26 protein-coding genes, 1 tRNA gene and 10 pseudogenes are annotated in these 23,319 nt (G+C 48.5%); 18 read left to right on the top strand and 19 right to left on the bottom strand.

Annotated elements, in window-relative coordinates; genetic code table 11:
* Nucleotides 1-5 precede the first annotated feature (5 nt).
* On the bottom strand, nt 6-539 hold the full coding sequence (locus tag ACQGXV_RS08510) for an IS630 family transposase (RefSeq protein ID WP_440862665.1): 534 nt from the start codon (nt 537-539) through the stop codon (nt 6-8).
* On the bottom strand, nt 463-828 hold the full coding sequence (locus tag ACQGXV_RS08515; protein WP_440862584.1) for an IS630 transposase-related protein: 366 nt from the start codon (nt 826-828) through the stop codon (nt 463-465). Before ACQGXV_RS08515 ends, ACQGXV_RS08510 begins: the two co-directional genes overlap by 77 nt.
* Before the next feature lie 247 nt (nt 829-1,075).
* Between ACQGXV_RS08515 and ACQGXV_RS08520 the strand changes: the two genes are divergently transcribed.
* The 4 genes and pseudogenes from ACQGXV_RS08520 to ACQGXV_RS08535 form a co-directional block, all read left to right on the top strand.
* On the top strand, nt 1,076-1,999 hold the full coding sequence (locus tag ACQGXV_RS08520) for an IS5 family transposase (RefSeq protein ID WP_440862725.1): 924 nt from the start codon (nt 1,076-1,078) through the stop codon (nt 1,997-1,999).
* Nucleotides 2,000-2,057: 58 nt separating this feature from the next.
* Nucleotides 2,058-2,183, top strand: a pseudogene (locus tag ACQGXV_RS08525) (IS256 family transposase); the annotation flags it as partial.
* Nucleotides 2,161-2,367: a hypothetical protein gene (locus tag ACQGXV_RS08530; protein ID WP_440866164.1), complete on the top strand. Its 207-nt coding sequence runs from the start codon at nt 2,161-2,163 to the stop codon at nt 2,365-2,367. The pseudogene ACQGXV_RS08525 and the gene ACQGXV_RS08530, both read left to right, overlap by 23 nt.
* Nucleotides 2,368-2,541: 174 nt before the next feature.
* Nucleotides 2,542-2,862 (top strand): annotated as a pseudogene (locus tag ACQGXV_RS08535) (MFS transporter); the annotation flags it as partial.
* A 168-nt stretch (nt 2,863-3,030) separates the two neighbouring features.
* Here ACQGXV_RS08535 and ACQGXV_RS08540 read toward each other — a convergent pair.
* On the bottom strand, nt 3,031-3,954 hold the full coding sequence (locus ACQGXV_RS08540) for an IS5 family transposase (protein WP_440862815.1): 924 nt from the start codon (nt 3,952-3,954) through the stop codon (nt 3,031-3,033).
* A gap of 61 nt (nt 3,955-4,015) precedes the next feature.
* A complete protein-coding gene (locus ACQGXV_RS08545; RefSeq protein ID WP_440866165.1) occupies nt 4,016-4,807 on the bottom strand; it encodes a transposase family protein in 792 nt (263 codons plus the stop codon).
* 157 nt (nt 4,808-4,964) lie between these two features.
* On the opposite strand from ACQGXV_RS08545, the pseudogene ACQGXV_RS08550 reads away from it, so the two are divergent.
* Nucleotides 4,965-5,348 (top strand): annotated as a pseudogene (locus ACQGXV_RS08550) (MFS transporter); the annotation flags it as partial.
* Here ACQGXV_RS08550 and ACQGXV_RS08555 read toward each other — a convergent pair.
* The gene (locus ACQGXV_RS08555) at nt 5,324-5,452 is read right to left on the bottom strand and encodes a hypothetical protein (RefSeq protein ID WP_440866166.1); all 129 of its coding nucleotides are present in this window, start codon (nt 5,450-5,452) and stop codon (nt 5,324-5,326) included. The pseudogene ACQGXV_RS08550 and the gene ACQGXV_RS08555 overlap by 25 nt on opposite strands.
* A gap of 83 nt (nt 5,453-5,535) precedes the next feature.
* Between ACQGXV_RS08555 and ACQGXV_RS08560 the strand changes: the two genes are divergently transcribed.
* The 3 genes and pseudogenes from ACQGXV_RS08560 (at nt 5,536) to ACQGXV_RS08570 (ending at nt 8,229) form a co-directional block, all read left to right on the top strand.
* A complete protein-coding gene (locus tag ACQGXV_RS08560) occupies nt 5,536-5,793 on the top strand; it encodes a hypothetical protein (RefSeq protein ID WP_440866167.1) in 258 nt (85 codons plus the stop codon).
* Between the two features lie 174 nt (nt 5,794-5,967).
* A pseudogene (locus ACQGXV_RS08565) lies at nt 5,968-7,142 on the top strand (mannitol dehydrogenase family protein); the annotation flags it as partial.
* 354 nt (nt 7,143-7,496) lie between these two features.
* Nucleotides 7,497-8,229 (top strand): annotated as a pseudogene (locus tag ACQGXV_RS08570) (GntR family transcriptional regulator).
* A 67-nt stretch (nt 8,230-8,296) separates the two neighbouring features.
* Here ACQGXV_RS08570 and ydfZ read toward each other — a convergent pair.
* Nucleotides 8,297-8,503 carry a putative selenium delivery protein YdfZ gene (ydfZ, locus tag ACQGXV_RS08575; protein ID WP_222158499.1) on the bottom strand — a complete coding sequence of 69 codons (207 nt, stop codon included), beginning with the start codon at nt 8,501-8,503 and terminating at the stop codon, nt 8,297-8,299.
* Between the two features lie 154 nt (nt 8,504-8,657).
* Entirely contained in the window at nt 8,658-9,851 is a 1,194-nt protein-coding gene (locus ACQGXV_RS08580; protein ID WP_440867335.1) for a multidrug efflux MFS transporter, read from the bottom strand.
* A gap of 337 nt (nt 9,852-10,188) precedes the next feature.
* Between ACQGXV_RS08580 and azuC the strand changes: the two genes are divergently transcribed.
* From azuC to ACQGXV_RS08605, 5 genes and pseudogenes are all read left to right on the top strand, one after another.
* On the top strand, nt 10,189-10,266 hold the full coding sequence (gene azuC / locus ACQGXV_RS08585) for a stress response protein AzuC (RefSeq protein ID WP_440867336.1): 78 nt from the start codon (nt 10,189-10,191) through the stop codon (nt 10,264-10,266).
* Nucleotides 10,267-10,532: 266 nt separating this feature from the next.
* Nucleotides 10,533-10,751, top strand: a pseudogene (locus tag ACQGXV_RS08590) (ATP-binding cassette domain-containing protein); the annotation flags it as partial.
* A gap of 186 nt (nt 10,752-10,937) precedes the next feature.
* A pseudogene (locus tag ACQGXV_RS08595) lies at nt 10,938-11,330 on the top strand (helix-turn-helix domain-containing protein); the annotation flags it as partial.
* An 85-nt stretch (nt 11,331-11,415) separates the two neighbouring features.
* Entirely contained in the window at nt 11,416-12,312 is an 897-nt protein-coding gene (locus ACQGXV_RS08600) for a transposase family protein (protein ID WP_440866168.1), read from the top strand.
* 247 nt (nt 12,313-12,559) lie between these two features.
* Nucleotides 12,560-12,937 (top strand): annotated as a pseudogene (locus ACQGXV_RS08605) (DDE-type integrase/transposase/recombinase); the annotation flags it as partial.
* Nucleotides 12,938-12,945: 8 nt separating this feature from the next.
* On the opposite strand, the pseudogene ACQGXV_RS08610 reads toward ACQGXV_RS08605, so the two are convergent.
* From ACQGXV_RS08610 to ACQGXV_RS08635, 6 genes and pseudogenes are all read right to left on the bottom strand, one after another.
* A pseudogene (locus tag ACQGXV_RS08610) lies at nt 12,946-13,533 on the bottom strand (potassium-transporting ATPase subunit KdpA); the annotation flags it as partial.
* Nucleotides 13,533-13,622 (bottom strand): K(+)-transporting ATPase subunit F, encoded by a 90-nt coding sequence (kdpF, locus tag ACQGXV_RS08615; protein WP_196907966.1) that lies wholly within the window; start codon nt 13,620-13,622, stop codon nt 13,533-13,535. The gene kdpF and the pseudogene ACQGXV_RS08610, both read right to left, overlap by 1 nt.
* Nucleotides 13,623-13,783: 161 nt before the next feature.
* Nucleotides 13,784-14,077, bottom strand: a complete 294-nt coding sequence (locus ACQGXV_RS08620) for a YciI family protein (RefSeq protein WP_440867337.1) — start codon at nt 14,075-14,077, stop codon at nt 13,784-13,786.
* 223 nt (nt 14,078-14,300) lie between these two features.
* Complete coding sequence (locus ACQGXV_RS08625; protein WP_440867338.1) at nt 14,301-14,531, bottom strand: transposase family protein; 231 nt, start codon at nt 14,529-14,531, stop codon at nt 14,301-14,303.
* 360 nt (nt 14,532-14,891) lie between these two features.
* On the bottom strand, nt 14,892-15,596 hold the full coding sequence (locus ACQGXV_RS08630; RefSeq protein WP_440866169.1) for a transposase family protein: 705 nt from the start codon (nt 15,594-15,596) through the stop codon (nt 14,892-14,894).
* Between the two features lie 119 nt (nt 15,597-15,715).
* Nucleotides 15,716-15,919, bottom strand: coding sequence for a helix-turn-helix domain-containing protein (locus ACQGXV_RS08635; protein ID WP_222159828.1), 204 nt, complete (start codon nt 15,917-15,919; stop codon nt 15,716-15,718).
* Here ACQGXV_RS08635 and ACQGXV_RS08640 point away from each other — a divergent pair.
* The 3 genes from ACQGXV_RS08640 to ACQGXV_RS08650 are packed head-to-tail and all read left to right on the top strand — an operon-like array spanning nt 15,820 to nt 17,115.
* The gene (locus ACQGXV_RS08640; RefSeq protein WP_440867857.1) at nt 15,820-16,074 is read left to right on the top strand and encodes a hypothetical protein; all 255 of its coding nucleotides are present in this window, start codon (nt 15,820-15,822) and stop codon (nt 16,072-16,074) included. The two genes, ACQGXV_RS08635 and ACQGXV_RS08640, sit on opposite strands and share 100 nt — an antisense overlap.
* 45 nt (nt 16,075-16,119) lie before the next feature.
* A complete protein-coding gene (locus ACQGXV_RS08645) occupies nt 16,120-16,392 on the top strand; it encodes a helix-turn-helix domain-containing protein (RefSeq protein ID WP_440867339.1) in 273 nt (90 codons plus the stop codon).
* 42 nt (nt 16,393-16,434) lie between these two features.
* Nucleotides 16,435-17,115 (top strand): hypothetical protein, encoded by a 681-nt coding sequence (locus ACQGXV_RS08650; protein ID WP_440866170.1) that lies wholly within the window; start codon nt 16,435-16,437, stop codon nt 17,113-17,115.
* Nucleotides 17,116-17,381: 266 nt separating this feature from the next.
* Here the strand turns inward: ACQGXV_RS08650 and ACQGXV_RS08655 are convergent.
* The 6 genes and pseudogenes from ACQGXV_RS08655 to ascB form a co-directional block, all read right to left on the bottom strand.
* Nucleotides 17,382-17,457, bottom strand: a tRNA-Gly gene (locus ACQGXV_RS08655).
* Nucleotides 17,458-17,629: 172 nt separating this feature from the next.
* Nucleotides 17,630-18,553 (bottom strand): annotated as a pseudogene (locus tag ACQGXV_RS08660) (D-2-hydroxyacid dehydrogenase).
* Nucleotides 18,554-18,634: 81 nt separating this feature from the next.
* Nucleotides 18,635-18,982, bottom strand: a complete 348-nt coding sequence (locus tag ACQGXV_RS08665; protein ID WP_440866171.1) for an ArsR/SmtB family transcription factor — start codon at nt 18,980-18,982, stop codon at nt 18,635-18,637.
* Nucleotides 18,979-19,983 carry a cation diffusion facilitator family transporter gene (locus ACQGXV_RS08670; RefSeq protein WP_440866172.1) on the bottom strand — a complete coding sequence of 335 codons (1,005 nt, stop codon included), beginning with the start codon at nt 19,981-19,983 and terminating at the stop codon, nt 18,979-18,981. Before ACQGXV_RS08670 ends, ACQGXV_RS08665 begins: the two co-directional genes overlap by 4 nt.
* A 141-nt stretch (nt 19,984-20,124) precedes the next feature.
* The gene (locus ACQGXV_RS08675; RefSeq protein ID WP_440866173.1) at nt 20,125-21,072 is read right to left on the bottom strand and encodes a VirK/YbjX family protein; all 948 of its coding nucleotides are present in this window, start codon (nt 21,070-21,072) and stop codon (nt 20,125-20,127) included.
* A 204-nt stretch (nt 21,073-21,276) separates the two neighbouring features.
* Nucleotides 21,277-22,491, bottom strand: a complete 1,215-nt coding sequence (gene ascB / locus ACQGXV_RS08680; RefSeq protein ID WP_440867340.1) for a 6-phospho-beta-glucosidase — start codon at nt 22,489-22,491, stop codon at nt 21,277-21,279.
* Here ascB and ACQGXV_RS08685 point away from each other — a divergent pair.
* The gene (locus tag ACQGXV_RS08685; RefSeq protein WP_440862584.1) at nt 22,483-22,848 is read left to right on the top strand and encodes an IS630 transposase-related protein; all 366 of its coding nucleotides are present in this window, start codon (nt 22,483-22,485) and stop codon (nt 22,846-22,848) included. The genes ascB and ACQGXV_RS08685 overlap by 9 nt on opposite strands.
* A complete protein-coding gene (locus ACQGXV_RS08690) occupies nt 22,772-23,305 on the top strand; it encodes an IS630 family transposase (protein ID WP_440862665.1) in 534 nt (177 codons plus the stop codon). Before ACQGXV_RS08685 ends, ACQGXV_RS08690 begins: the two co-directional genes overlap by 77 nt.
* The last annotated feature ends 14 nt before the right edge of the window (nt 23,306-23,319 follow it).

Raw genomic sequence — 23,319 nt, forward strand, 5'->3', positions numbered from 1 at the left:
TTTGATTACACCATATGGACTGAGAACAAACTCTCTGTATCGCAACCCATCTCTCTTTTTTTGCTTTTTGCTTGTGCCCATTTATGCTCAATTGGGTTAAGATCTGGCGAATATGTAGGCAAATACTCCACCATATACCCTGCATCGATGATGACTTGTTGAATATTATGTTTTTTGTGAAAAGTGGCATTGTCCATCATGATTACACTGTTTTTAGGGAGTACTGGGATAAGGACTTGTGTGACCCAGGCATAGAAAACATCGCTGTTAATATTGATATCAAATAATCCGATAGCAAACAGCGTTGTGCCTAATAAAGCGCCGATAACATTTGTTCTTCCCCTAGCTCCCCAGTTCTTCAGGCCAAAACACCGTTGACCTTTTGGGGAATAGCCGTGAGTCCGTGGGGCATCGTGTGAAAAACCACTTTCATCAATAAAAACAATAGGTTTACCTTCTTTTTCATACTGTTGTTTTTTTTGTTGAAATCCCTGCCGGGCGTTTTCGTCGGCTTTCGGATGACGTAGAGTTTTTTTTATAGGTCAATCCCAGCTTTTTAAGCGCTTGCCAAATGGCCTTCTGACAAACGCCAAAACGCTCTGCACGTTCTTTTTGGTAAGCATCTGGATATTGTTCAACATCTTTTATCAACTCGGATTTATCGATCTTTCGCTGACGCGTGGTCGATGCTTTTGACTCTATTTGATTAATCCAACGCGATACAGAGGCAGGGCCAATCCGAAATTGCTTCGCTGTTTCTCGGATACTCAACCCTTCGTTTTTCCGTGTAGATATCACTTTACGTCTAAAATCAATTGAATAGCTCATTTAAATAATGTAATCAAAATTAAGTCGTTTAGCTATATAGCCAAGCGACATTATTTTGATAACAGCCAGCTATGCTTCTTTGCCGCATATCAGGGCATAGGATGTAATCATTTTTAAGTCGGTTGGCTATAACGAAAACGCGACGAATATTTCCAACGGATGACTCGGTGCGGCTTTGTTGAATAAATCGAACTTTCAGGGGATCGCCGGATCAAAGCACTATCATCGCTCCCGATAGCAGCTCCCCATGGCAAAGCAAAAGTTTAAAATCACCAACTGGCCCACCTACAACAAAGCACTCAGACAACGCGGCTCCCTGACGGTCTGGCTTGATGAGTCGGCCATCGCTGCATGGACTGACAGTTCTTCGCCTGAAGGTCGTGGTCGGCCGCTTTACTACACCGATATGGCTGTTACCACGGTTTTGATGATAAAGCGCGTGTTTAACCTTTCGCTCCGGGCATTACAGGGCTTTGTCGACTCGGTTTTTACACTGATGAGCCTGCCACTGCGCTGCCCGGACTACTCTCTGGTCAGTCGGCGGGCAAAAACCGTCAGTATCAGCATAAAAACGCCAACGCGTGGTGAAATCTCGCATCTGGTCATCGACAGTACCGGTCTGAAGGTCTTTGGCGAAGGTGAATGGAAAGTCAGGCAGCATGGGGCTGACAGACGAAGAGTGTGGCGCAAGCTTCATCTGGCAGCAGACAGTGCGACGCATGAGATTATCTGTGCCGACTTATCGCTCAGCGGAACGACAGATGCGCAGGCACTGCCGTGCCTGATTAACCAAACCCACCGAAAAATCAGGGAAGTGTCAGCAGACGGTGCTTATGACGCCCGTTACTGCCACGATGCGTTGCTAAGAAAGAAAATCAGGCCCCTTATCCCGCCGCGAAGCGGAGCCAAATACTGGCCGGACAAGTACCATGAACGTAACCATGCGGTGGCGAATCAGCGTCTGAGCGGGAGTAATGATATGTGGAAAAAGAAAGTGGGTTATCACCGGCGTTCAGTGGCAGAAACAGCGATGTTCCGCATAAAAACTTTGCTGGGTGGCCATCTGAGCCTGCGTGACTATGAGGCTCAAGTAGGTGAAGCCATAGCGATGGTCAAAGCGCTGAACCGTATGACGTTGTTGGGTATGCCACACAGCGTCAGGATAGGATAACAGGTGTAGCAGAGGGAGTCATCCTGTCGGCTAATTCTGATTTATTCAACAAAGCCACTCGGTGCTAAAATTATTCTATCTAGCCTTGCATAATATCTCGGCTAAATGGACCCTACCAATCAGAGACTGGAAACCGGCTATGAGCCAATTCATGTTGATGTATGGAGATCGAATTTCCGGTTAAGCGATGGAGCCATTTACACGAAATTCTTTACAGACTCATCCTGAGTGAAAAACTGCGTATGCTGGGCGGGTTGTTTAAGGATTATGCTTCAACACTGCGTGTGCGTGCCTTTAGAAAACACCTGGTTATTTATTTGTTCTCCTTCACGGCTAAATATGTCTACAACACCGGCTTTGTTGAATAATTTAACCGTTTGATTTACATCTTCTTTAGTTAGAATGCATTTACAGAGAATGTATTTTGTTAGAACGACAAATCAAATAGTTAGCACAATAAAAAGCATTCCGAGAGGAAAAATTAGTCGTTGAAATTTTATAATGCTTATATAAATCAGTATCTTAAATTATTCAACAAAGCCTACAACACCGTGTTTGTGTTCTTCTGTGTCAACTGCCTGATCGTCTCCTCGGCGTTTGCCGGAAGCCCGCTCTCGATGAGTATTGTCGGGCTGCCAGTGACGTTGCTGTCCGGGTTGGCGATCATTAAATATGGCCCATCGCGCCTGTATATCTTTGCCTACACGCTGATGATGCTGTGTCTGGCCGGGTTCTTCTATGTCTACCGTTTCCCGGTAGAAAACAAGATGGTGATGCTGGTTGCGCTGGCCGGTTTCTATCAGGTAGGTCGCTGCGTGCTGGAGTTCACTCAGTGGAACGTGTTCCCGTTCATTCCTGATATTAAGCGTGTTGCTTAATAGTGAAATAAGGGTGTTTCGGTGATTGAAGTAAATTTTACGCTGTTCTGAGATGGAAATTCCAAAGACCGGCGCTAAGGAGTAAGAAGGTATCATCGGCTTTGTTGAATAAATCAGAATTAGCCGACAGGATGACTCCCTCTGCTACACCTGTTATCCTATCCTGACGCTGTGTGGCATACCCAACAACGTCATACGGTTCAGCGCTTTGACCATCGCTATGGCTTCACCTACTTGAGCCTCATAGTCACGCAGGCTCAGATGGCCACCCAGCAAAGTTTTTATGCGGAACATCGCTGTTTCTGCCACTGAACGCCGGTGATAACCCACTTTCTTTTTCCACATATCATTACTCCCGCTCAGACGCTGATTCGCCACCGCATGGTTACGTTCATGGTACTTGTCCGGCCAGTATTTGGCTCCGCTTCGCGGCGGGATAAGGGGCCTGATTTTCTTTCTTAGCAACGCATCGTGGCAGTAACGGGCGTCATAAGCACCGTCTGCTGACACTTCCCTGATTTTTCGGTGGGTTTGGTTAATCAGGCCCGGCAGTGCCTGCGCATCTGTCGTTCCGCTGAGCGATAAGTCGGCACAGATAATCTCATGCGTCGCACTGTCTGCTGCCAGATGAAGCTTGCGCCACACTCTTCGTCTGTCAGCCCCATGCTGCCTGACTTTCCATTCACCTTCGCCAAAGACCTTCAGACCGGTACTGTCGATGACCAGATGCGAGATTTCACCACGCGTTGGCGTTTTTATGCTGATACTGACGGTTTTTGCCCGCCGACTGACCAGAGAGTAGTCCGGGCAGCGCAGTGGCAGGCTCATCAGTGTAAAAACCGAGTCGACAAAGCCCTGTAATGCCCGGAGCGAAAGGTTAAACACGCGCTTTATCATCAAAACCGTGGTAACAGCCATATCGGTGTAGTAAAGCGGCCGACCACGACCTTCAGGCGAAGAACTGTCAGTCCATGCAGCGATGGCCGACTCATCAAGCCAGACCGTCAGGGAGCCGCGTTGTCTGAGTGCTTTGTTGTAGGTGGGCCAGTTGGTGATTTTAAACTTTTGCTTTGCCATGGGGAGCTGCTATCGGGAGCGATGATAGTGCTTTGATCCGGCGATCCCCTGAAAGTTCGATTTATTCAACAAAGCCGGTATCATCAATAAAGGGTCTACGATTCCGTAAAATTTGGGTCATGCAACCGAGGCGCTTGATACCCGCGATGGCGTGTTCAACTGTAATACGGATGCCCGAGATTATTTTATTTTCTTGTTTTTGTTCAGGCGATAAAGGTCTTTTTCGAGTTCCTTTTTTTGGGATTTGTGTATTAGGATGCTGTTTATCTATACCTTGAAAACCGGTATCTGCCCAGATGGTTACCTCAGGAGGAATATGGCGAATTATATCGACTTTATCGAGTAAGCGTTTATCGTGACGGCGCCCATTTTTGCTCATGGGGATAAATCCAATTTGCCTTGTTTCGTCAGTCATAATAAGCGCTTTTCGAGTGGTCTGTCTTTTCTTTCCCGAATACATTTTTTTTCGCCGACGCAGATTCTTAGGCTTTTGGACAGGTCGCTCTGTCCCATCAATAAAGACGTCTTTAACTCCAGGAAAGGCGCGAAAAAATTCCTCAGCAGAGCGAATTTGACGAGCGGGCAAAACACATTCTCGCCCCAAGGTCATCTCTAAAACCGGCAATAATATTTTTACCCAGCGACATACCCGTGTTCTATCTAAACCAAAAAGAAGTCCTTGCAAATCATAGGTCGGATAACATTTTAAATACAATAAAATAAAAAGCAGTTTATCTAATGGGGTTGGGATAAATCCTTTCTGCCCTGCACCCATCTGCCGCTCGTGATCTTTTCGATTCTTTTTCCGATAAATCAAATAACAAGCTGAAAATTCAGCGGCTAAATTTTTCAATTCTTCGACTCATAATCCAATGATTGCTTTACATAAACGATTATCTCGTAACAACCGCTCTTTGTTGATCATTTCAAACCTTTATTCTCTAAGTTAAACCTCTTTTTATTCTCAATAGCCTGACAAAAAATGCAAGTCTCTATTCAGCAACTAGTTTATTGATGAAATGATCACCCATCAGCTTCGTGAAGGGCTGTTTGCTGCGGTAATGACCTTCTCACGTAAAACCACGGTCGCGATTGCCACCTTTATTGTCGGCCTGCTGTTGCAGTGGGGCGGTTTTATGAAAGGCAGCCAAGAACAACCGCAGGAAGCGATTCAAACCATTGCCGCGTTGATGTTTATTGGCACCACCAGTCTATTGCTGATAGCGCTGTGGCAGGCACTGACCTTCCATCTGAATAAACCCACGCACAAGGTGTTTGTGGACGAAGTGGAACGCTTGAAAGCCGATGGCAGAAAAGAGGATGTGACACCAGAAACACGCCGTATCGTCGAGGATTTAACCGGCCATCCTTATAGCCAAGCGACATTATTTTGATAACAGCCAGCTATGCTTCTTTGCCGCATATCAGGGCATAGGATGTAATCATTTTTAAGTCGGTTGGCTATATGACACGCTGTGGCATCAAAAGGATGCGTCATCGGTGAAAGGCTCACGGACAGCTTCGCCGGTGGGTGAGTAAATGTAATCGGATGCGCAAGCGTCTACGTTGGGAAAAACTGTTATGACAAGCTCTCTTTTACAGGCAAAAGCCGCGGTGCCTGAATATGACCGCAGCAAACTGGTTGCACGTATTGCCCATATTGGTTTCGGCGCATTTCACCGCGCCCACCAGGCGGTGTGTGCCGACAAACTGGCCGCACAGTTCGGCAGCGATTGGGGCTATTGCGAAATCAATCTGATTGGCGGTGAACAACAGATTCAGGATATTCGCCAGCAGGATCTGCTGTGGTCGGTATCTGAAATGGCGGGGCTTTGTTGAATAATTTAACCGTTTGATTTACATCTTCTTTAGGTAGAATGCATGTACAGAGACTGTATTTTGTTAGAACGACAAATCAAGTAGTTAGCACAATAAAAAGCATTACGGCTGGAAAACTTAGTTGTTGAAGTGTTATAATAATTATGTAAATCAGCATGTTAAATTATTCAACAAAGCCAAATGGCGGACGACGGCTGGACCAGCCGCATTGTCGGTGTTGCCAAAACCGCTTTGCACGCGGAGTTGGACGGCATCGAGGTGGTGCTGGAGGCATTAAGCGCACCGGATATTGCTATCGTATCCATCACGGTGACAGAAAAAGGCTACTGCCACCATCCGGCGACCGGGTAGCTTAACGCAGAGCATCCGCTGATTGCGCACGATCTCCAGCATCCGGATCAACCGCGCTCTTTGCCGGGTGTCATTCTGGCTGCGATCAAACGCCGTATAGCGCGTGGTGTGTCGCCATTTAGCGTGATGTCGTGCGACAACATGCCGGAAAATGGCCATGTGACACGCAACGTGATAACCCAACTGGCGCTGTGGGTCGCACAACATGTGACGTTCCCTTCCACCATGGTGGATCGTACCGGCGATGACGCCGGAAACGCTGGAGCAGGTCACCGAACTGCTGGGCGTGAACGACCCGGCGGGCATTGCTTGCGAGCCGTTCTTTCAGTGGGTGATTGAAGACAACTTCGTCAACGGGCGTCCCTCATGGGAAAAGGCGGGAGCAGAACTGGTACAGGACGTACTGCCGTATGAAGAGATGAAATTGCGCATGTTGAATGGCAGTCACTCTTTCCTGGCGTACCTCGGTTATCTGGCGGCTTATGCCGACGCACTGTTGCAGCGTTACCGTAACCGTGCGCTGAAACACCGTACCTGGCAAATTGCCATGGACGGCTCTCAGAAATTGCCACAGCGCATGCTGGATTCGATTCGCTGGCATCTGGCACACGGCAGCCGTTTTGACATGCTGGCGCTCGGTGTGGCTGGGTGGATGCGCTATGTTGGCGGCGTGGACGAGCAAGGGAACGCGATTGATATCAGCGATCCGTTACGTGATCTGCTGGCTGATGTGGTGCGTAACAGTGCTCAAGGAGAAGCCCGCGTACCGGCCTTGCTGGGGATGGAGGCTATAGCCAAGCGACATTATTTTGATAACAGCCAGCTATGCTTCTTTGCCGCATATCAGGGCATAGGATGTAATCATTTTTAAGTCGGTTGGCTATATCTTTGGACAAGACTTGCCGCAGCAGCGCGAGTTTGTCGCGACAGTGACCCGCTACTATCAGTCACTGCTTCAGCATGGGGTGAAACAGACGCTGCGCACGCTGGTTTGGTGATCCCTGCTTTCGGACTGATGACAAAGTCACTTCACGCCTTCACGGGAATGACCGTGGGATTAGGGCAATTTGTTAGCAACCTCCAACGTTATCCGCACGGCGGATAACGTTTTTACGTTTAGCGCCGAGAAAAATATGATGGAAAAGGGGGGTAGGCAAAGCATTAGCATGTATAGCCAAGCGACATTATTTTGATAACAGCCAGCTATGCTTCTTTGCCGCATATCAGGGCATAGGATGTAATCATTTTTAAGTCGGTTGGCTATATCATGACGGGTAATACTTTCGAATAGTTAAAAGCGATGTATGGAAACTTCCTTTCAGATCAACAGCAATGAGCCGGTCAATTAGCAAATCTATCGTATCTTGCGTAAGGATATCGTGGAGTGCGCGATTCCGCCGGGTAAGTTACTGTCAGAAAAAGAGATATCAACCCGTTTTTCCGTTTCGCGCCAGCCGGTGCGTGAGGCGTTTATCAAACTGGCGGAAGCGGGACTGGTGCAGGTATAGCCAACCGACTTAAAAATGATTACATCCTATGCCCTGATATGCGGCAAAGAATCATAGCTGGCTGTTATCAAAATAATGTCGCTTGGCTATATTGCCGCAGCGCGGTACTTTCGTGATGAAAATTTCGGAACAACGGGTGGCAGACGCGCGTTTTATTCGCCAGGCGTTAGAGTGCGCCATTGCGCGTCGGGCCGCAGAGTTTGTGACCGATGAGCAATTGCTGGTGCTGGAGCATAATCTACACCGGCAGGAATTGGCCGCGCAGAATGAGCAGATTCGTGAGTTTCTCAGCCTGGATGACGATTTTCACCAACTGCTGACGCAGGTGGCGCGCTGTCCATTGGCGTGGGAAACCATCGAATCAATCAAAGCAACCATGGACCGGTTACGCTTTCTCAGTTTGAGTCAGGTTTCTCCACCGCTGAATCTGATCAAGCAACACTACCTGATTTTTAATAGCCTGAAAGCACACGATCCTGATGCGGCAGAAGCAGCAATCGGCGAGCATCTGCAAGAGATGATCTATTCGATCACGCCGATAGCCGAGCAAAACCGCGATTGGTTCGATCACCCTTAACGGGGAGATAAAGAGCGTATTCGTGCATCGGGCGTGCTAACACGCCCGAAGGGAGACGAAAGCCTTGTTAGGCGCGGCCCAAACGCATCAGCTCATCAGGGGAAAAGTATTCGCTGACCCCGTTGAGTTGCACGCATTTGGCTTTACGAACGTCTTCTCGTTTCAGCTTATCTGCATGAATGGCGGCAATGGTACCCACCAGACGAGAACCGTTTTGCATTACACGACAGCCCGTTTCAAGTGGGTTTCTGTATCTGTCATACGCTGTGTACATAATAACCTCCTTCGTTGACCACAAAAAACCGCTATCGATCCTACTGCCGAACGGCGGCCATCGCCAAGGTAAAGGGGGGTTTATGCATAATCCGTATATAAATCCTGGCGTTATTTCCTGAGGTAAATAACGCCAGGAGATAACGGCGGAGCGATCAGGGTTTGGCGGGGATTTGTCGAAAGCGCCAGGCGATATGCAGCGTGTTCACCAACACCAGCAACGCGGTGATGATGAACACCCAGCGAAATCCTATTATGGCGGACACGCCGGAGCCGAGTAACGGACCTGCGACATTACCCAGATACATAAAGGATTGGTTGTAACCAAAAATCCGCCCGGTCACCTGCTGGCTGCTGTATTTCAGCAGCAGCGCCTGTGTGGCTGGCATCAGTGCGCCATCGGCGAAGCCTAGCAGGAAACGCAATATCCCCAACTGTAGCGAATCACTGATGGTGGACATCAAACAAAACAGCAGCACGCAGGCTCCCAGTGCGGCGATCAGGATGCGATGTGCGCCGATTTTGTCGCCCAGACGGCCCAACCGCGGTGCTGACAGCAGCGCTGAAACGCCGGGAACGGCAGCGATCACGCCGCTGAGAAACGCGAGATTATTGGTGTCTGGCGTAAGTTCGCGAATAAACAGCGTCAGTATTGGGCTGATGGAGCCGTTAGCGAGCTGAATCATCATGGTGGTGATGAACAGGCTGACAATCAACGCCGGGTAGGGTAGGGAAGAAAACACGGCTTTGCCACTAAGACGATTCGCTTTGGTGACCTTGGTAACGCCTTCTTTGATGGAGAACAAGGTGATCAAAAAGCACATGAACAGCAAGGTGGCTGTGATAAAGAACACCACGCGCAGCCCGACGTGGTCGGCGAGAAAGCCGCCGATCAGCGGGCCGATAATCACGCCAGCCACCTGACCGGTGGAAAGCGTACCCAACGCCCAGCCGCTTTTTTCACGCGGGACTTGCGAGGCGATCAAAGCCATGGCATTGGGAATATAGCCAGAGGTCAGCCCCATCAGGGTTCGCAGAATAAACAGGTGCCAGACGTTGCTGGCCATGCCCTGTAGCGCCATGACGATCGCCATGCCGAGCGCAGCGCGCAGCAGCATCAGCTTGCGCCCTTTGCGATCCGCCAGACTACCCCACAGCGGCGCGACGATGGCCGAGACCAGAAACGAAGAGCTGAAAATCAGCCCGGACCACAAACTCAGTGATGCGTGGTCGGTGACGCCGAGCTGTTCAATATAGAGCGGCAGGAACGGCAGTATCTGGCTCATGGCAAGGCCAGTAAAAAAGCATCCTACCCAGGCGGCGTATAAGTTGAGTTTCCAGGTTTCCATGGCGTCCTGCATGCCGTCGCAGCGCGGCAGCGTTACGGGTAAAACGGCGATATCGGCCGTTGAGCGAACTTGCCTTCACGGCGACAGCCGGGAAACTATCACACTAGGTGATTAAAAGTTCATCATATTTTAATACGATAACATAACGAACGCCGAGATGAGCTATTTGCACGTGTGAATATAGCCAGTTTCTGAACGCCGTGTTGCGTATACAAAAAAATTTTGTGATGTGCGTCACAAAAACTTGCGTGTGGATTATGACGAGCGTACACTCTGTCAACAGAAGACAACATCACCTGCAACTTCATTATCGGTAACGTTAAAAAGGCCAAAAATCGTGCGTAAATTCCTGAAAAGAATCCTGGCTGCTTATGTTCTTGCCCACAAAGATGTTCAGCCGGGCGCTATGTACTGATAGCCATCGTAAATTAAAAAAAGCCGTGAGAACGGCTTTTTTTATTGCTCCATCCTTAACGTTATTTACACATCTCGTAGAGACGAATGATTGATTTTTGCTCAGCTTTAACCAAGGATTACCTGTAGGGTAATTCGATGTTTTCTTGAATTACTCTCCAAAATTATTCTGTCTGAACGTCAAAAAGTCACACCGTAAAGGCTCTATGCCACAACAATTGCTGAACCCGGCCAGAGTAACCGAGGTCATTCCCGCTGGGATATGACTCTATGATTGGCGATATTGGTAGCACCCTTTCAGGAGGACAGCGTCAACGTATTTCTATCGCCAGGGCGCTGTATAGACAACCCGGGATTTTGCTGCTTGATGAGGCAACAAGCGATCTCGATATCGATAACGAACAAAAAATCACGCGCTCTATTAGTCGTCTGCCAATAACCCGTATTTTTGTTGCTCATCGACTGGGAATGGGGCGCCGGGCATAACTGTCTGGTGCTGCGCCAGTATGAAAGCGATTATGCGATGTGGCATTAAAGCGGTTGAAGGTTTTGGTGAAGTGCGCCTGATCGGCAAAGCCAAGACTAAGTGTCGCTACCGATGTAAAACTGGCCCACCTGCCGATGTAAATCTGACCCACCTAGGGTAAAAATGGCAGTTTTAAGGCACTGCCAATGATGACATTGGAGACCAGAGTGGAGATTCACGTTTTACACCGTCAAGGCATGTCCATCCGCGCCATCGCGCGGCAGCTTTCATGCTCCCGCGAGACCGTTCGACGATATATCCGTAGTCCACTACCGGTGGCTGACATGCGTTACAAGCCGCGTATGCCTAGAACATGCAAGCTTGACCCGTTCAAGCCGTATGTTCTCGAGCGCGTTGCTGCTGCAAGACCACAGTGGATACCGGCCAGTGTGCTGCTGCGCGAGATAGGCCAACGGGGATATGATGGCGGCTATAGCATGCTTACCGCATTTCTACACCCCATGAAGCAGCCCGTTACTGAGGCGGTCACGCGCTTTGAGACCGAACCCGGCGTACAGATGCAGGTTGATTTCACCATCAAACTAGTTGCTGAATAGAGACTTGCATTTTTTGTCAGGCTATTGAGAATAAAAAGAGGTTTAACTTAGAGAATAAAGGTTTGAAATGATCACCAAAGAGCGGTTGTTACGAGATAATCGTTTATGTAAAGCAATCATTGGATTATCAGTCGAAGAATTGAAAAATTTAGCCGCTGAATTTTCAGCTTGTTATTTGATTTATCGGAAAAAGAATCGAAAAGATCACGAGCGGCAGATGGGTGCAGGGCAGAAAGGATTTATCCCAACCCCATTAGATAAACTGCTTTTTATTTTGTTGTATTTAAAATGTTATCCGACCTATGATTTGCAAGGACTTCTTTTTGGTTTAGATAGAACACGGGTATGTCGCTGGGTAAAAATATTATTGCCGGTTTTAGAGATGACCTTGGGGCGAGAATGTGTTTTGCCCGCTCGTCAAATTCGCTCTGCTGAGGAATTTTTTCGCGCCTTTCCTGGAGTTAAAGACGTCTTTATTGATGGGACAGAGCGACCTGTCCAAAAGCCTAAGAATCTGCGTCGGCGAAAAAAAATGTATTCGGGAAAGAAAAGACAGACCACTCGAAAAGGGCTTATTATGACTGACGAAACAAGGCAAATTGGATTTATCCCCATGAGCAAAAATGGGCGCCGTCACGATAAACGCTTACTCGATAAAGTCGATATAATTCGCCATATTCCTCCTGAGGTAACCATCTGGGCAGATACCGGTTTTCAAGGTATAGATAAACAGCATCCTAATACACAAATCCCAAAAAAAGGAACTCGAAAAAGACCTTTATCGCCTGAACAAAAACAAGAAAATAAAATAATCTCGGGCATCCGTATTACAGTTGAACACGCCATCGCGGGTATCAAGCGCCTCGGTTGCATGACCCAAATTTTACGGAATCGTAGACCCTTTATTGATGATACCTTCTTACTCCTTAGCGCCGGTCTTTGGAATTTCGGCTTTGTTGAATAACTTAAGATACTGATTTATATAAGCATTATAAAATTTCAACGACTAATTTTTCCTCTCGGAATGCTTTTTATTGTGCTAACTATTTGATTTGTCGTTCTAACAAAATACATTCTCTGTAAATGCATTCTAACTAAAGAAGATGTAAATCAAACGGTTAAATTATTCAACAAAGCCTGGAATTTCCATCTCAGAACAGCGTAAAATTTACTTCAATCACCGAAACACCCTTATTTCACTATTAAGCAACACGCTTAAAGCACTACAAATGGCTTGGGAACTGCGTGGGCATCCCAAACAAGTCATGTTTCATAGTGACCAAGGAAGCCATTACACCAGTCGTCAGTATAGGCAGGCATTGTGGCGTTATCAGATGACCCAAAGTATGAGTCGCAGAGGAAATTGTTGGGATAATAGTCCGATGGAGCGATTCTTCCGTAGTCTGAAGACTGAATGGGTGCCAACGACTGGCTACCAAAGCTTTAGTACTGCTCAATCATCCATTATTCGCTACATAACCCATTATTATAGCGATGTCAGACCTCACTGGTATAACGGTGGGTTAACACCAAATGAATCAGAACGGCTGTTCCATCAACAGTCAGGTAGGGTGGCCAAATTTAGTTGACCACTACACTGAATCACCCCCTGACTGACCAGAAACAGCGCCATCAGCAGCGACAGCGGCAACAACACAAACAGTGTGATGCGCGTCAGATCTTGCCAGACGTTGCCAAGTGCGTCAGTGCTCTGACGGGAAAAGCCACGCATCAGGGCAAACAGCACCGCGATCCCTGTGGCAGCCGATAAGAAATTCTGTACCGCAAGCCCCACCATCTGGCTGAAATAGCTCAGCGTGGATTCTCCGGCGTAGGATTGCCAGTTAGTGTTACTGACAAAGCTGATGGCGGTGTTCAGCGCCAAATGTCAGGACAAGCCGGGCAACTGCTGGGGGTTATAGGGCAAGCTCCCCTGCGCCATCAACAGTACCACCAGAAAAAACAGCCCAAGGGTGTTAAACAGCAGAATGGCGCACAGATACTGACGCCAGTTCATCTCGCTGTCTGACACGCCGCACACGCGCCAAACCCCATGTTCGAACGCCGCCACGCCGGGTAAAGCACGATCGAGCACCATGCACGTCATCAACCGACCTAACGGCTGGGCCAGCACCAATAATACGGCCAGAAAGCTGGCCAGAAGTAAAAACGCATTGGCCGCCATCAGAATTCCTCCGCCCGAAACAGGGCGTAAAACAGGTAGCCCAATAATAGAAATACCAGCACGATGCCGGTCATCAGTCCCACATTCACGGTTTATCTCCCCGCGTTTATTGAATGTGGTTCGAGTGTAAGAATCAGGGCGTAAAAATGTCGTTAATATCGCAGGCGGGGGTGTAAAAAAGGTATAAAAATGCCGAGGGCATAACCAGCTCAATCAGCATCGATGAGCAGGCCTGGTTAACACGAAGGGGTCACAGCAGGCCTTGCAGCGCAGGGGCCGTCATACTGGCATCAAACGGAATGATGTCTGCGTTGGCCAGCCCCAGTTTCTGAAACGGATCCTGACTAAGGCGCGCCTGCAACTGTTCGAGGCTGTCACTTTTCTCCAAAATGATGCCGCCAGTGCGCGGAATACGGCGGCCTGAAGCGAGAAAAATACCGTCGGCATAGCCCTGTTTTAACCATTCAACATGGGCAGGAATCTGTTGATCAATCGCTTCAAGCGGCTGCACATAGGTCAGTACCACCACATAAACCACTCTCATTGTAAATTCCATGTATAGCCAACCGACTTAAAAATGATTACATCCTATGCCCTGATATGCGGCAAAGAAGCATAGCTGGCTGTTATCAAAATAATGTCGCTTGGCTATATTACGTAAGGGATAACGCAAGGCTACTCCTCGACAGGAGAGGGATGAAGCGATTTTTTGATAAAGCGTGTTGCTTAATAGTAAAATAAGGGTGTTTCGGTGATTGAAGTAAATTTTACGCTGTTCTGAGATGGAAATTCCAAAGACCGGCGCTAAGGAGTAAGAAGGTATCATCAATAAAGGGTCTACGATTCCGTAAAATTTGGGTCATGCAACCGAGGCGCTTGATACCCGCGATGGCGTGTTCAACTGTAATACGGATGCCCGAGATTATTTTATTTTCTTGTTTTTGTTCAGGCGATAAAGGTCTTTTTCGAGTTCCTTTTTTTGGGCTTTGTTGAATAATTTAACGTTTTGATTTACAACTTCTTTAGGTGGGATGCATGTACAGAAAATGTATTTTGTTAGAGCGATAAATCAAATAGTTAGCACAATAAAAAGCGGCTTTGTTGAATAATTTAACCGTTTGATTTACATCTTCTTTAGTTAGAATGCATTTACAGAGAATGTATTTTGTTAGAACGACAAATCAAATAGTTAGCACAATAAAAAGCATTCCGAGAGGAAAAATTAGTCGTTGAAATTTTATAATGCTTATATAAATCAGTATCTTAAATTATTCAACAAAGCCATAAAAAGCATTACGGTAGTAAAATTTAGTCGTTAAAATTTTATAATACCCATTTAAATCAGTATTTTAAATTATTCAACAAAGCCCTTTTTTTGGGATTTGTGTATTAGGATGCTGTTTATCTATACCTTGAAAACCGGTATCTGCCCAGATGGTTACCTCAGGAGGAATATGGCGAATTATATCGACTTTATCGAGTAAGCGTTTATCGTGACGGCGCCCATTTTTGCTCATGGGGATAAATCCAATTTGCCTTGTTTCGTCAGTCATAATAAGCCCTTTTCGAGTGGTCTGTCTTTTCTTTCCCGAATACATTTTTTTTCGCCGACGCAGATTCTTAGGCTTTTGGACAGGTCGCTCTGTCCCATCAATAAAGACGTCTTTAACTCCAGGAAAGGCGCGAAAAAATTCCTCAGCAGAGCGAATTTGACGAGCGGGCAAAACACATTCTCGCCCCAAGGTCATCTCTAAAACCGGCAATAATATTTTTACCCAGCGACATACCCGTGTTCTATCTAAACCAAAAAGAAGTCCTTGCAAATCATAGGTCGGATAACATTTTAAATACAATAAAATAAAAAGCAGTTTATCTAATGGGGTTGGGATAAATCCTTTCTGCCCTGCACCCATCTGCCGCTCGTGATCTTTTCGATTCTTTTTCCGATAAATCAAATAACAAGCTGAAAATTCAGCGGCTAAATTTTTCAATTCTTCGACTGATAATCCAATGATTGCTTTGCATAAACGATTATCTCGTAACAACCGCTCTTTGTTGATCATTTCAAACCTTTATTCTCTAAGTTAAACCTCTTTTTATTCTCAATAGCCTGACAAAAAATGCAAGTCTCTATTCAGCAACTAGTTTATAGAGAGTCAGGGTATATGCCACTCTTTGTGGGCTAATAGCGCGAAGGCCAAATCTCTTCTGGCCGTTTGCTCAACGCCTTGGCAATCAGCCGCTCGCCTTTGGGCCAGCGTCGCACCAACGCATTTGCCAGTGTTGATGACGCCAATCCCGCTTCTCGGGAAAGCGCTGACAGCGTCGTGCCACGCTTTTTCAAACCCGCTACGATATCTGCCGGGTGCCAGTCCTTACCGTCCATTACCATACCCCGCTGTTATTATAGCCAACCGACTTAAAAATGATTACATCCTATGCCCTGATATGCGGCAAAGAAGCATAGCTGGCTGTTATCAAAATAATGTCGCTTGGCTATATGTGCAAATGTTCAGCATATCTAAACAACGGCGATGTTAAGTAATGCTAAACACTAAGTCAATATCGATTATCGATGGTGCCATGATGCTACCTGCTCGCCTTAAATCCGCCCGCCTGCATGCCAAGTTGACTCAGGAAAAACTGGGAGTGCTCGCGGGCATCGAAGAAGCGACCGCGCGATCGCGTGTCTCACAGTATGAAAGCGGCACCTATCGCCCCACATTTGAGATGATGTGCGCCTTTGCTCGTGTACTCGGCGTACCGGAAAGCTATTTTTATACCGTCGATGATGACTTCGCAGAACGCATTTTGCAGTTGTATGAAAGTGACCGCATACAGCACGCAAAGAATGCATAGGACTGCGTAAAAAAAATGCGCTAAACAGGGGAAGGAACCACAGTGCAATTACCTGACAGGGATGCGTTTTCTGATTTTTTTGCTGCTGAGGATGATGAAGGGGCCTGCGCCAGACGTCATGCATTTTTCAACAACCATGAAGATACCGCGCAAGCAGCGTCCTCACGAGATGACTATCAGTCAACCTTTATGAGCGTCTACGGCATCCATATCGACTGGCGGGAGGGGATTTTCAGCCTGCTGGAAGGGATCTCGCACGGACTGGGAGACGCGGCGTTTTCTACTGAATTTGACTACGACAGCGACGTTGAAACCGCTACGGCCAACGTTGCTGGCGTTCAGCATGTATTTCACCATTATTCGCTGGGATCAGAGGAGTATGATGCGGAGCAGGCGCGCATTGAACATCTACTACTTACCTGCGGATATGACTTGCGCGTGCATACCGAAAGCCTGATGAGCGACACGCTGTCTTTTTTGTTGATTCCCGTCAGTGCATGGCAATACGTTGAGCAGCAGTTCGGTATTGAATCAGTATCGAAATACTTCGTCCCGTATGCCAGCCAGTGCGCTGCGCCAGACAGTGAGCCCCCCGCCCCGACGCTCCTCCTTAATGCATCACCACGTCCCGTACCGTTCGAAATACGCCTCGCCCTCATCGGTTTTTGGTGTGGATTTCCGGTACTCGTCGGGTCCTTCTTTATGTCCTGTGGGGGGTATTAACGAGAACGGAACCGCTGCCCCCACATCAGCCTAAAGGCTGTGAAAACGTGGAAAAAATACACGCACGCTTACGCCCAGAAGTGGCAGAACCGCTCAAAGCACACATGCGTAAAAGTTTAGGGTGTGAAGCTGTGGAGAGTGAGCAGCAGCAATAATCACATTATGCCAGTGGAGGGCTCATGTCAGGATTACAGGCAAAAAAAAAGACCTTTCGGTCTATTTTTTAATGCGTTGCAGAATCATTGAGCATTCCACACATCGCATTTTGGAGCGGGAAACGAGACTCGAACTCGCGACCCCGACCTTGGCAAGGTCGTGCTCTACCAACTGAGCTATTCCCGCTTAGGAAGTGTATTTCAACCAACGGTAACATATTGAATATATTAAAATTATTTAATACTTTGTGTTAGCGGTGAGCATTATGTACCAATCATTTCAGGCTGGCAAGCCCTTTTCAGTGAAAATGCGCGCAAGTGGTCATTCCCTGCGCGCTGGTGCTCAATACCTTGCGAACTCAGTACTCGCGCGAAAAATCAACCTCGCCGCGCAACGCCGCACCCTGAGAGTAACGTTGCAAGTTATCCAAGAACAGATCAGCCGATCAGCGCGGGCACCATTGGACCGGCGATATGCGGCGTCAAGGTCAGTTGAGGCGTTAGCCAAAAAGGGTGTTCCGGCGGCAGCGGCTCCTGACGAAAAACATCCAGCACCGCTCTCGCCAGTTTTCCTTCACGCAACGCCGCCAGATCGTCATCCACCACAGACGTGCCGCGCCCCACGTTGATAAATACCGTGGAGGGCTTCATGCATGCAAACAAATCTGCGTTATACAGATTCTGCGTTTTCGGAGTATCCGGCAGCAGGTTCACTACATAGTCGGCCTGCGCCGCGTCGTGCGCCAGCGCGTCAATTCCCGACACGCGTGCAAAACCGGGCAACGCCCGCGGTGTATTGACGATCCCCTGTAGCGTTACGCCAAAGGACCGCAACATGGCGGCCACCTCGGCGCCAATATCGCCCGCACCAACGATCAATAAAGTTTTGCCCGTCAACAGCCCGGACAGCTGGCGATCCCATTCCTGACGTTGCTGCTGTGCCTGCAATGCGAATAAACGCTGCTCGTGCGCCAACAGATGCGCCAGGATATATTGTGCAATCGGCTGGCCACCCCCCCTACGGCGCGACTCAAACGGTAATCTTGCGGGAGACCCGCTGCAAGCAGCGGCTTGAAACCAGCCCAGGTAGATTGCAGCCATGCCGGGCGATGCCCAGCAGCCAGCAACGAAACCGCCCGGTCCGGCTCACCAAGCCAAATATCACAGCGCGCGACGGCGTCATATCCGTCATCAGGAAGGCAATAGGCCAACCCCGATGCTTTCGTGCTTAACAGCGCACGCAGTTCCTCTGCCCGAGATTCCAATAAAAGAATCGCCCCCATGTCTCCCCCTCGCGTTATCAACGGTAGCCGTAAAAAAACCACAACTACCCTACTCGTAGCGAGAAGCCTGTGGCAACCCTTTCAGCATGCAGGACCGTTTTCTAACAGAGGCCACTCTTCTTCTTCTTGTGATTCGCCAATGTGGTTAACCATGTCCAGCAACATGGTGGTGACGTGGTGATCCGCCACGGTATAAAAAACCTGCCGTGATCGGCGCTCCCGCTTCACCAAACGCGCACCGCGTAGCAGACGTAAATGATGGCTCACCAGTGACGGTGAAAGCGCCAGGTTTTGCGCAATGTCACCGACAGCATGTGGCCCCGTCAGGCAGAAATGCAAAATGCGCAAACGGGTAGGATCGCCCATCAGACGAAACGTTTCTGACAGGATGGTAGTTTCATGCAGAGAAAGCATGGCATGACGACTCAATGTGCGTGCCCTCGCGTAACAGATATGTCCGTATCATGATGAGAATGATCGTCATGATGTTGATGTATTTCCTTCAAAGGTGACAGGCTGCACCTACAGGCCGCCTCATCTTCATCACCCCAGTCAATGGCAACCGTTGCGTGTTCTACGTGAAAACGGTCATAAAGCTCACGCTCTACCTGCCGAACCACCTGACGCACGTCCGCCCACTCGTTGGCGCGTACATGCAATGTGGCCAGGGTGCGCCCCGACGTGATCATCCACACGTGCACATGGTGGATGTCTGCCACTCCCGCTACGCTGCCTTTAAGATAGCGTTCAATCTCTTGCGGCATGGCATTGGCGGGTGCCCCTTCCAAGAGTATGTGCAGCGATTTTTTCAATAACGCCCACGCGCTGCGCAAAATCAGCACGGACACCACCAGCGACAGGATAGGATCGATGGGGGTCCAGCCGGTAAAATAGACCACAATAGCCGCCGCGATAGCACCGATGGAACCGAGCAGATCGCCCATCACATGCAGTGCAGCGCCTTTGATATTGACATGCTCGCTGTCGCCGCGCGTCAATATCCAGAACACCACAATATTCACCAGCAGCCCGATCGCTGCCACAACCAGCATCGGCCCCGCCAACACCTCGTGCGGCTGGCGAAAACGCAACCACGCTTCGTAGGCTATCCAAATGACAATAGCAAACAGCGTCAGCGCATTGATAAACCCGGCAATGACTTCGAAACGCAAATAGCCAAAAGTGCGCTTGGTATCAGCATGACGACGGCCAAAACGAAAGGCGGCATAGGACAACGCCAGCGCAGCGGCATCCGTCAGCATATGTCCCGCATCCGCCAGCAGCGCCAGCGAACCGGAGAGCACACCGCCCACGACTTCTACCAACATAAAGGTAAAAGTAATCACAAAAGCGATCAGAACCTTACGCTCATTCGATCGCGTTACCGTCGGCGCATGGTCGTGAGCATGATCGTGGTGAGAATGGGACATCGTACCTCTCCTGCCTTTAGATAATTTCAATATATCAATACCTATTCATATATTGAAATTCAAGTAATACAAACAGGTCACCGGCCGCAATGATCACCGTACTCAACCGCGCTATTCTCATGCCGGGCAGGCATCAAGATCTCACTTCAAGGCGTGCAGCTGTTGATGGATCTCCGCCAACACGCCGTTGGCACGTTGATACTCTGCCCGTTTTTTACTAGAAACGTCGTCGAGACTTTTGCGTACAATACGCAGCGGCAACTGACACACGCCATCGGGTCGCAATTGCCCCCCGACGGAGAGCCAAAAGCTTTCATAATCGGCATGAAAACTGGTTTTCTTTTTACGCCAGTAGCGCCAATTCTGATAAACATGGGTATGATTTCCCACTGCTATCATGCGCTCAATCCCTAACAATTCGCCCAGTACACAGGCCGTTTCCAGCACCAGCCGTTTAGGAAACAATCCATGGCAATCACGCGTCACCTGCGAGATGCGCGCCTTCTGCTGTTGCAAGTGCCGCGTCGGCCCTTGTAATCCGCCGATAAATAACGCTCTTTGTCCTTCGAACTGCACTACGGTCATGGTCATTCGCGCCAGCGGCATCCCCTCAGAACAGAACTGAAGCGTTATCTCGCCCTCTTTACCCAGTGAGGAGTGGGACCCCAATAGCAACGCATAAGCCGCACCACTTTTGCCCTGAAAATTGACGATCGGTATACCGCCAGGTGTCAACATCAGGCGACGTAACCTTGGGTTGGCGCAAGCCACGGCATCATAGTGATAACAAAGTGCAGCCAAGGCGTCGCGCGCAGAAAAGTGGCTGGAGAGGTACGGCCGTTGAAGTTTATCGGGCAGCGCCATTTGGGCATACAACATCTGCGCCCGCTGCGGGTGACTGGCAATGTAGTGCAGCCAGTTCAGCGTCAAAACAGGGTGAAGGAGCGAGCGCGCCAGAAATTTAAGACGGTAGGCGGGCTTTAGCCAAACGCTCTTCTCATCAGGGTGAATATCCCCGCGCAGCAGATGGCTCAGTAACTGCCAGCGGCTCATCGGGGATGATATTTCATCAAAGGTTGCAAGTGCCATAAGAGATAACAATGTTGATTCGGAAACAGACCCCTATCTCTATCAGCTGTTGACTAAACCGTTATGCAATCATCTTTCAGGAAGTAACACAATCCCAGCTTTTTTTATGATTGGTTTATTAAAAAGCCAATCCCGAAACGGTTAACGTCGGGATCGGCCTTTTTACAGAATCTGATGCGATACACCAATGATAGCGTTTCTCGGTTAATCCAGATCCTGGCCGTTGCTGGCGATCACTTTCTGGTACCAGACAAAAGATTTTTTCTTGCGCCGTTCCAACGTGCCGTTGCCAAGATCGTCACGATCGACATACACAAAACCGTAGCGTTTGCTCATTTCCCCGGTCGACGCCGCGACCAGATCGATGCAACCCCACGTGGTGTAGCCGATGACTGGGATACCGTCATCGATCGCATCGCCCATGGCGCAGATGTGTTCACGTAAATAGCTGATACGGTAATCGTCTTCGATCTCACCGTTGGCATTTATTTCATCGCGCGCACCCAGACCGTTTTCCACCAGAAACAGTGGCTTCTGGTAACGGTCGTACATCATATTCATGGTGATGCGCAGGCCGAGCGGATCGATGCCCCAGCCCCATTCACTTAGGGTAATGTGCGGATTGGTAAGGGATTTAACGATATTGGCTGCACTGCTGTTGTGCTCATTCATCTCCGCCGAGGCACAGCGTGAGGCGTAGTAACTGAAAGAGACAAAATCGACGGTGTTTTTCAGAATTTCCGCATCGCCATCCTGCATCTCAATATGGACACCTTTCTCACGGAACACCCGCGCGGAATAGGACGGGTAAGCACCGCGCGCCTGCACATCGATAAAGAACAGGTTTTCCCGATCTTTTTCCAGTGCCGCCCACACATCTTCTGGCTTACAGGACCATGGATAAAAGTTGCCTCCCGCTAGCATGCAGCCCACCTGATTTTCAGGATTGACCTCGTGCGCAATTTGGGTCGCCAACGCACTGGCAATCAACTCATGGTGCGTAGCCTGATACTTCACCTGATCCTGATTTTCACCCGGTTCGAACACCAGACCGGCACCTGAGAACGGGCTGTGCAGCAGGATATTGATCTCGTTGAACGTCAGCCAGTATTTCACCAGCCCGTCGAACGCTTCAAAGCAGGTGCGCGCATAGCGGGTGAAAAACTCCACCATCTTGCGGTTGCGCCATGAGCCATACTCGGTAACCAGATGCATCGGTACATCGAAATGGCACAGCGTCACCAGCGGTTCAATACCGTATTTGCGGCATTCGCTGAACACCGCATGGTAAAAGGCGATACCTTCCGGATTCGGCGTCATCTCATCGCCCTTCGGATAGAGACGGCTCCAAGCGATAGAGGTGCGGAACACGGTATAGCTAAACGACTTAATTTTGATTACATTATTTAAATGAGCTATTCAATTGATTTTAGACGTAAAGTGATATCTACACGGAAAAACGAAGGGTTGAGTATCCGAGAAACAGCGAAGCAATTTCGGATTGGCCCTGCCTCTGTATCGCGTTGGATTAATCAAATAGAGTCAAAAGCATCGACCACGCGTCAGCGAAAGATCGATAAATCCGAGTTGATAAAAGATGTTGAACAATATCCAGATGCTTACCAAAAAGAACGTGCAGAGCGTTTTGGCGTTTGTCAGAAGGCCATTTGGCAAGCGCTTAAAAAGCTGGGATTGACCTATAAAAAAAACTCTACGTCATCCGAAAGCCGACGAAAACGCCCGGCAGGGATTTCAACAAAAAAAACAACAGTATGAAAAAGAAGGTAAACCTATTGTTTTTATTGATGAAAGTGGTTTTTCACACGATGCCCCACGGACTCACGGCTATTCCCCAAAAGGTCAACGGTGTTTTGGCCTGAAGAACTGGGGAGCTAGGGGAAGAACAAATGTTATCGGCGCTTTATTAGGCACAACGCTGTTTGCTATCGGATTATTTGATATCAATATTAACAGCGATGTTTTCTATGCCTGGGTCACACAAGTCCTTATCCCAGTACTCCCTAAAAACAGTGTAATCATGATGGACAATGCCACTTTTCACAAAAAACATAATATTCAACAAGTCATCATCGATGCAGGGTATATGGTGGAGTATTTGCCTACATATTCGCCAGATCTTAACCCAATTGAGCATAAATGGGCACAAGCAAAAAGCAAAAAAAGAGAGATGGGTTGCGATACAGAGAGTTTGTTCTCAGTCCATATGGTGTAATCAAAATTAAGTCG

Source organism: Symbiopectobacterium purcellii (assembly GCF_052050035.1).
In the GTDB taxonomy this organism is placed as follows: Bacteria; Pseudomonadota; Gammaproteobacteria; order Enterobacterales; family Enterobacteriaceae; genus Symbiopectobacterium; species Symbiopectobacterium purcellii_A.

What these genes read in the sequence shown, in the direction of transcription:
- ACQGXV_RS08675 (WP_440866173.1), bottom strand. Translation starts at nt 21,072, where the DNA reads ATGGCACTTGCAACCTTTGATGAAATATCATCCCCGATGAGCCGCTGG.
- ACQGXV_RS08685 (WP_440862584.1), top strand. Translation starts at nt 22,483, where the DNA reads ATGAGCTATTCAATTGATTTTAGACGTAAAGTGATATCTACACGGAAA.
- ACQGXV_RS08635 (WP_222159828.1), bottom strand. Translation starts at nt 15,919, where the DNA reads ATGGACGGTAAGGACTGGCACCCGGCAGATATCGTAGCGGGTTTGAAA.
- ACQGXV_RS08555 (WP_440866166.1), bottom strand. Translation starts at nt 5,452, where the DNA reads ATGACGCATCCTTTTGATGCCACAGCGTGTCATATAGCCAACCGACTT.
- ACQGXV_RS08620 (WP_440867337.1), bottom strand. Translation starts at nt 14,077, where the DNA reads ATGAGAGTGGTTTATGTGGTGGTACTGACCTATGTGCAGCCGCTTGAA.
- ACQGXV_RS08670 (WP_440866172.1), bottom strand. Translation starts at nt 19,983, where the DNA reads ATGTCCCATTCTCACCACGATCATGCTCACGACCATGCGCCGACGGTA.
- ACQGXV_RS08520 (WP_440862725.1), top strand. Translation starts at nt 1,076, where the DNA reads ATGGCAAAGCAAAAGTTTAAAATCACCAACTGGCCCACCTACAACAAA.
- ydfZ (WP_222158499.1), bottom strand. Translation starts at nt 8,503, where the DNA reads ATGTACACAGCGTATGACAGATACAGAAACCCACTTGAAACGGGCTGT.
- ACQGXV_RS08540 (WP_440862815.1), bottom strand. Translation starts at nt 3,954, where the DNA reads ATGGCAAAGCAAAAGTTTAAAATCACCAACTGGCCCACCTACAACAAA.
- ACQGXV_RS08600 (WP_440866168.1), top strand. Translation starts at nt 11,416, where the DNA reads ATGATCACCAAAGAGCGGTTGTTACGAGATAATCGTTTATGTAAAGCA.
- ACQGXV_RS08580 (WP_440867335.1), bottom strand. Translation starts at nt 9,851, where the DNA reads ATGGAAACCTGGAAACTCAACTTATACGCCGCCTGGGTAGGATGCTTT.
- ACQGXV_RS08640 (WP_440867857.1), top strand. Translation starts at nt 15,820, where the DNA reads ATGACGCCAATCCCGCTTCTCGGGAAAGCGCTGACAGCGTCGTGCCAC.
- ACQGXV_RS08630 (WP_440866169.1), bottom strand. Translation starts at nt 15,596, where the DNA reads ATGATCAACAAAGAGCGGTTGTTACGAGATAATCGTTTATGCAAAGCA.
- ACQGXV_RS08530 (WP_440866164.1), top strand. Translation starts at nt 2,161, where the DNA reads ATGGAGATCGAATTTCCGGTTAAGCGATGGAGCCATTTACACGAAATT.
- ACQGXV_RS08645 (WP_440867339.1), top strand. Translation starts at nt 16,120, where the DNA reads ATGCTACCTGCTCGCCTTAAATCCGCCCGCCTGCATGCCAAGTTGACT.
- ACQGXV_RS08560 (WP_440866167.1), top strand. Translation starts at nt 5,536, where the DNA reads ATGACAAGCTCTCTTTTACAGGCAAAAGCCGCGGTGCCTGAATATGAC.
- ACQGXV_RS08515 (WP_440862584.1), bottom strand. Translation starts at nt 828, where the DNA reads ATGAGCTATTCAATTGATTTTAGACGTAAAGTGATATCTACACGGAAA.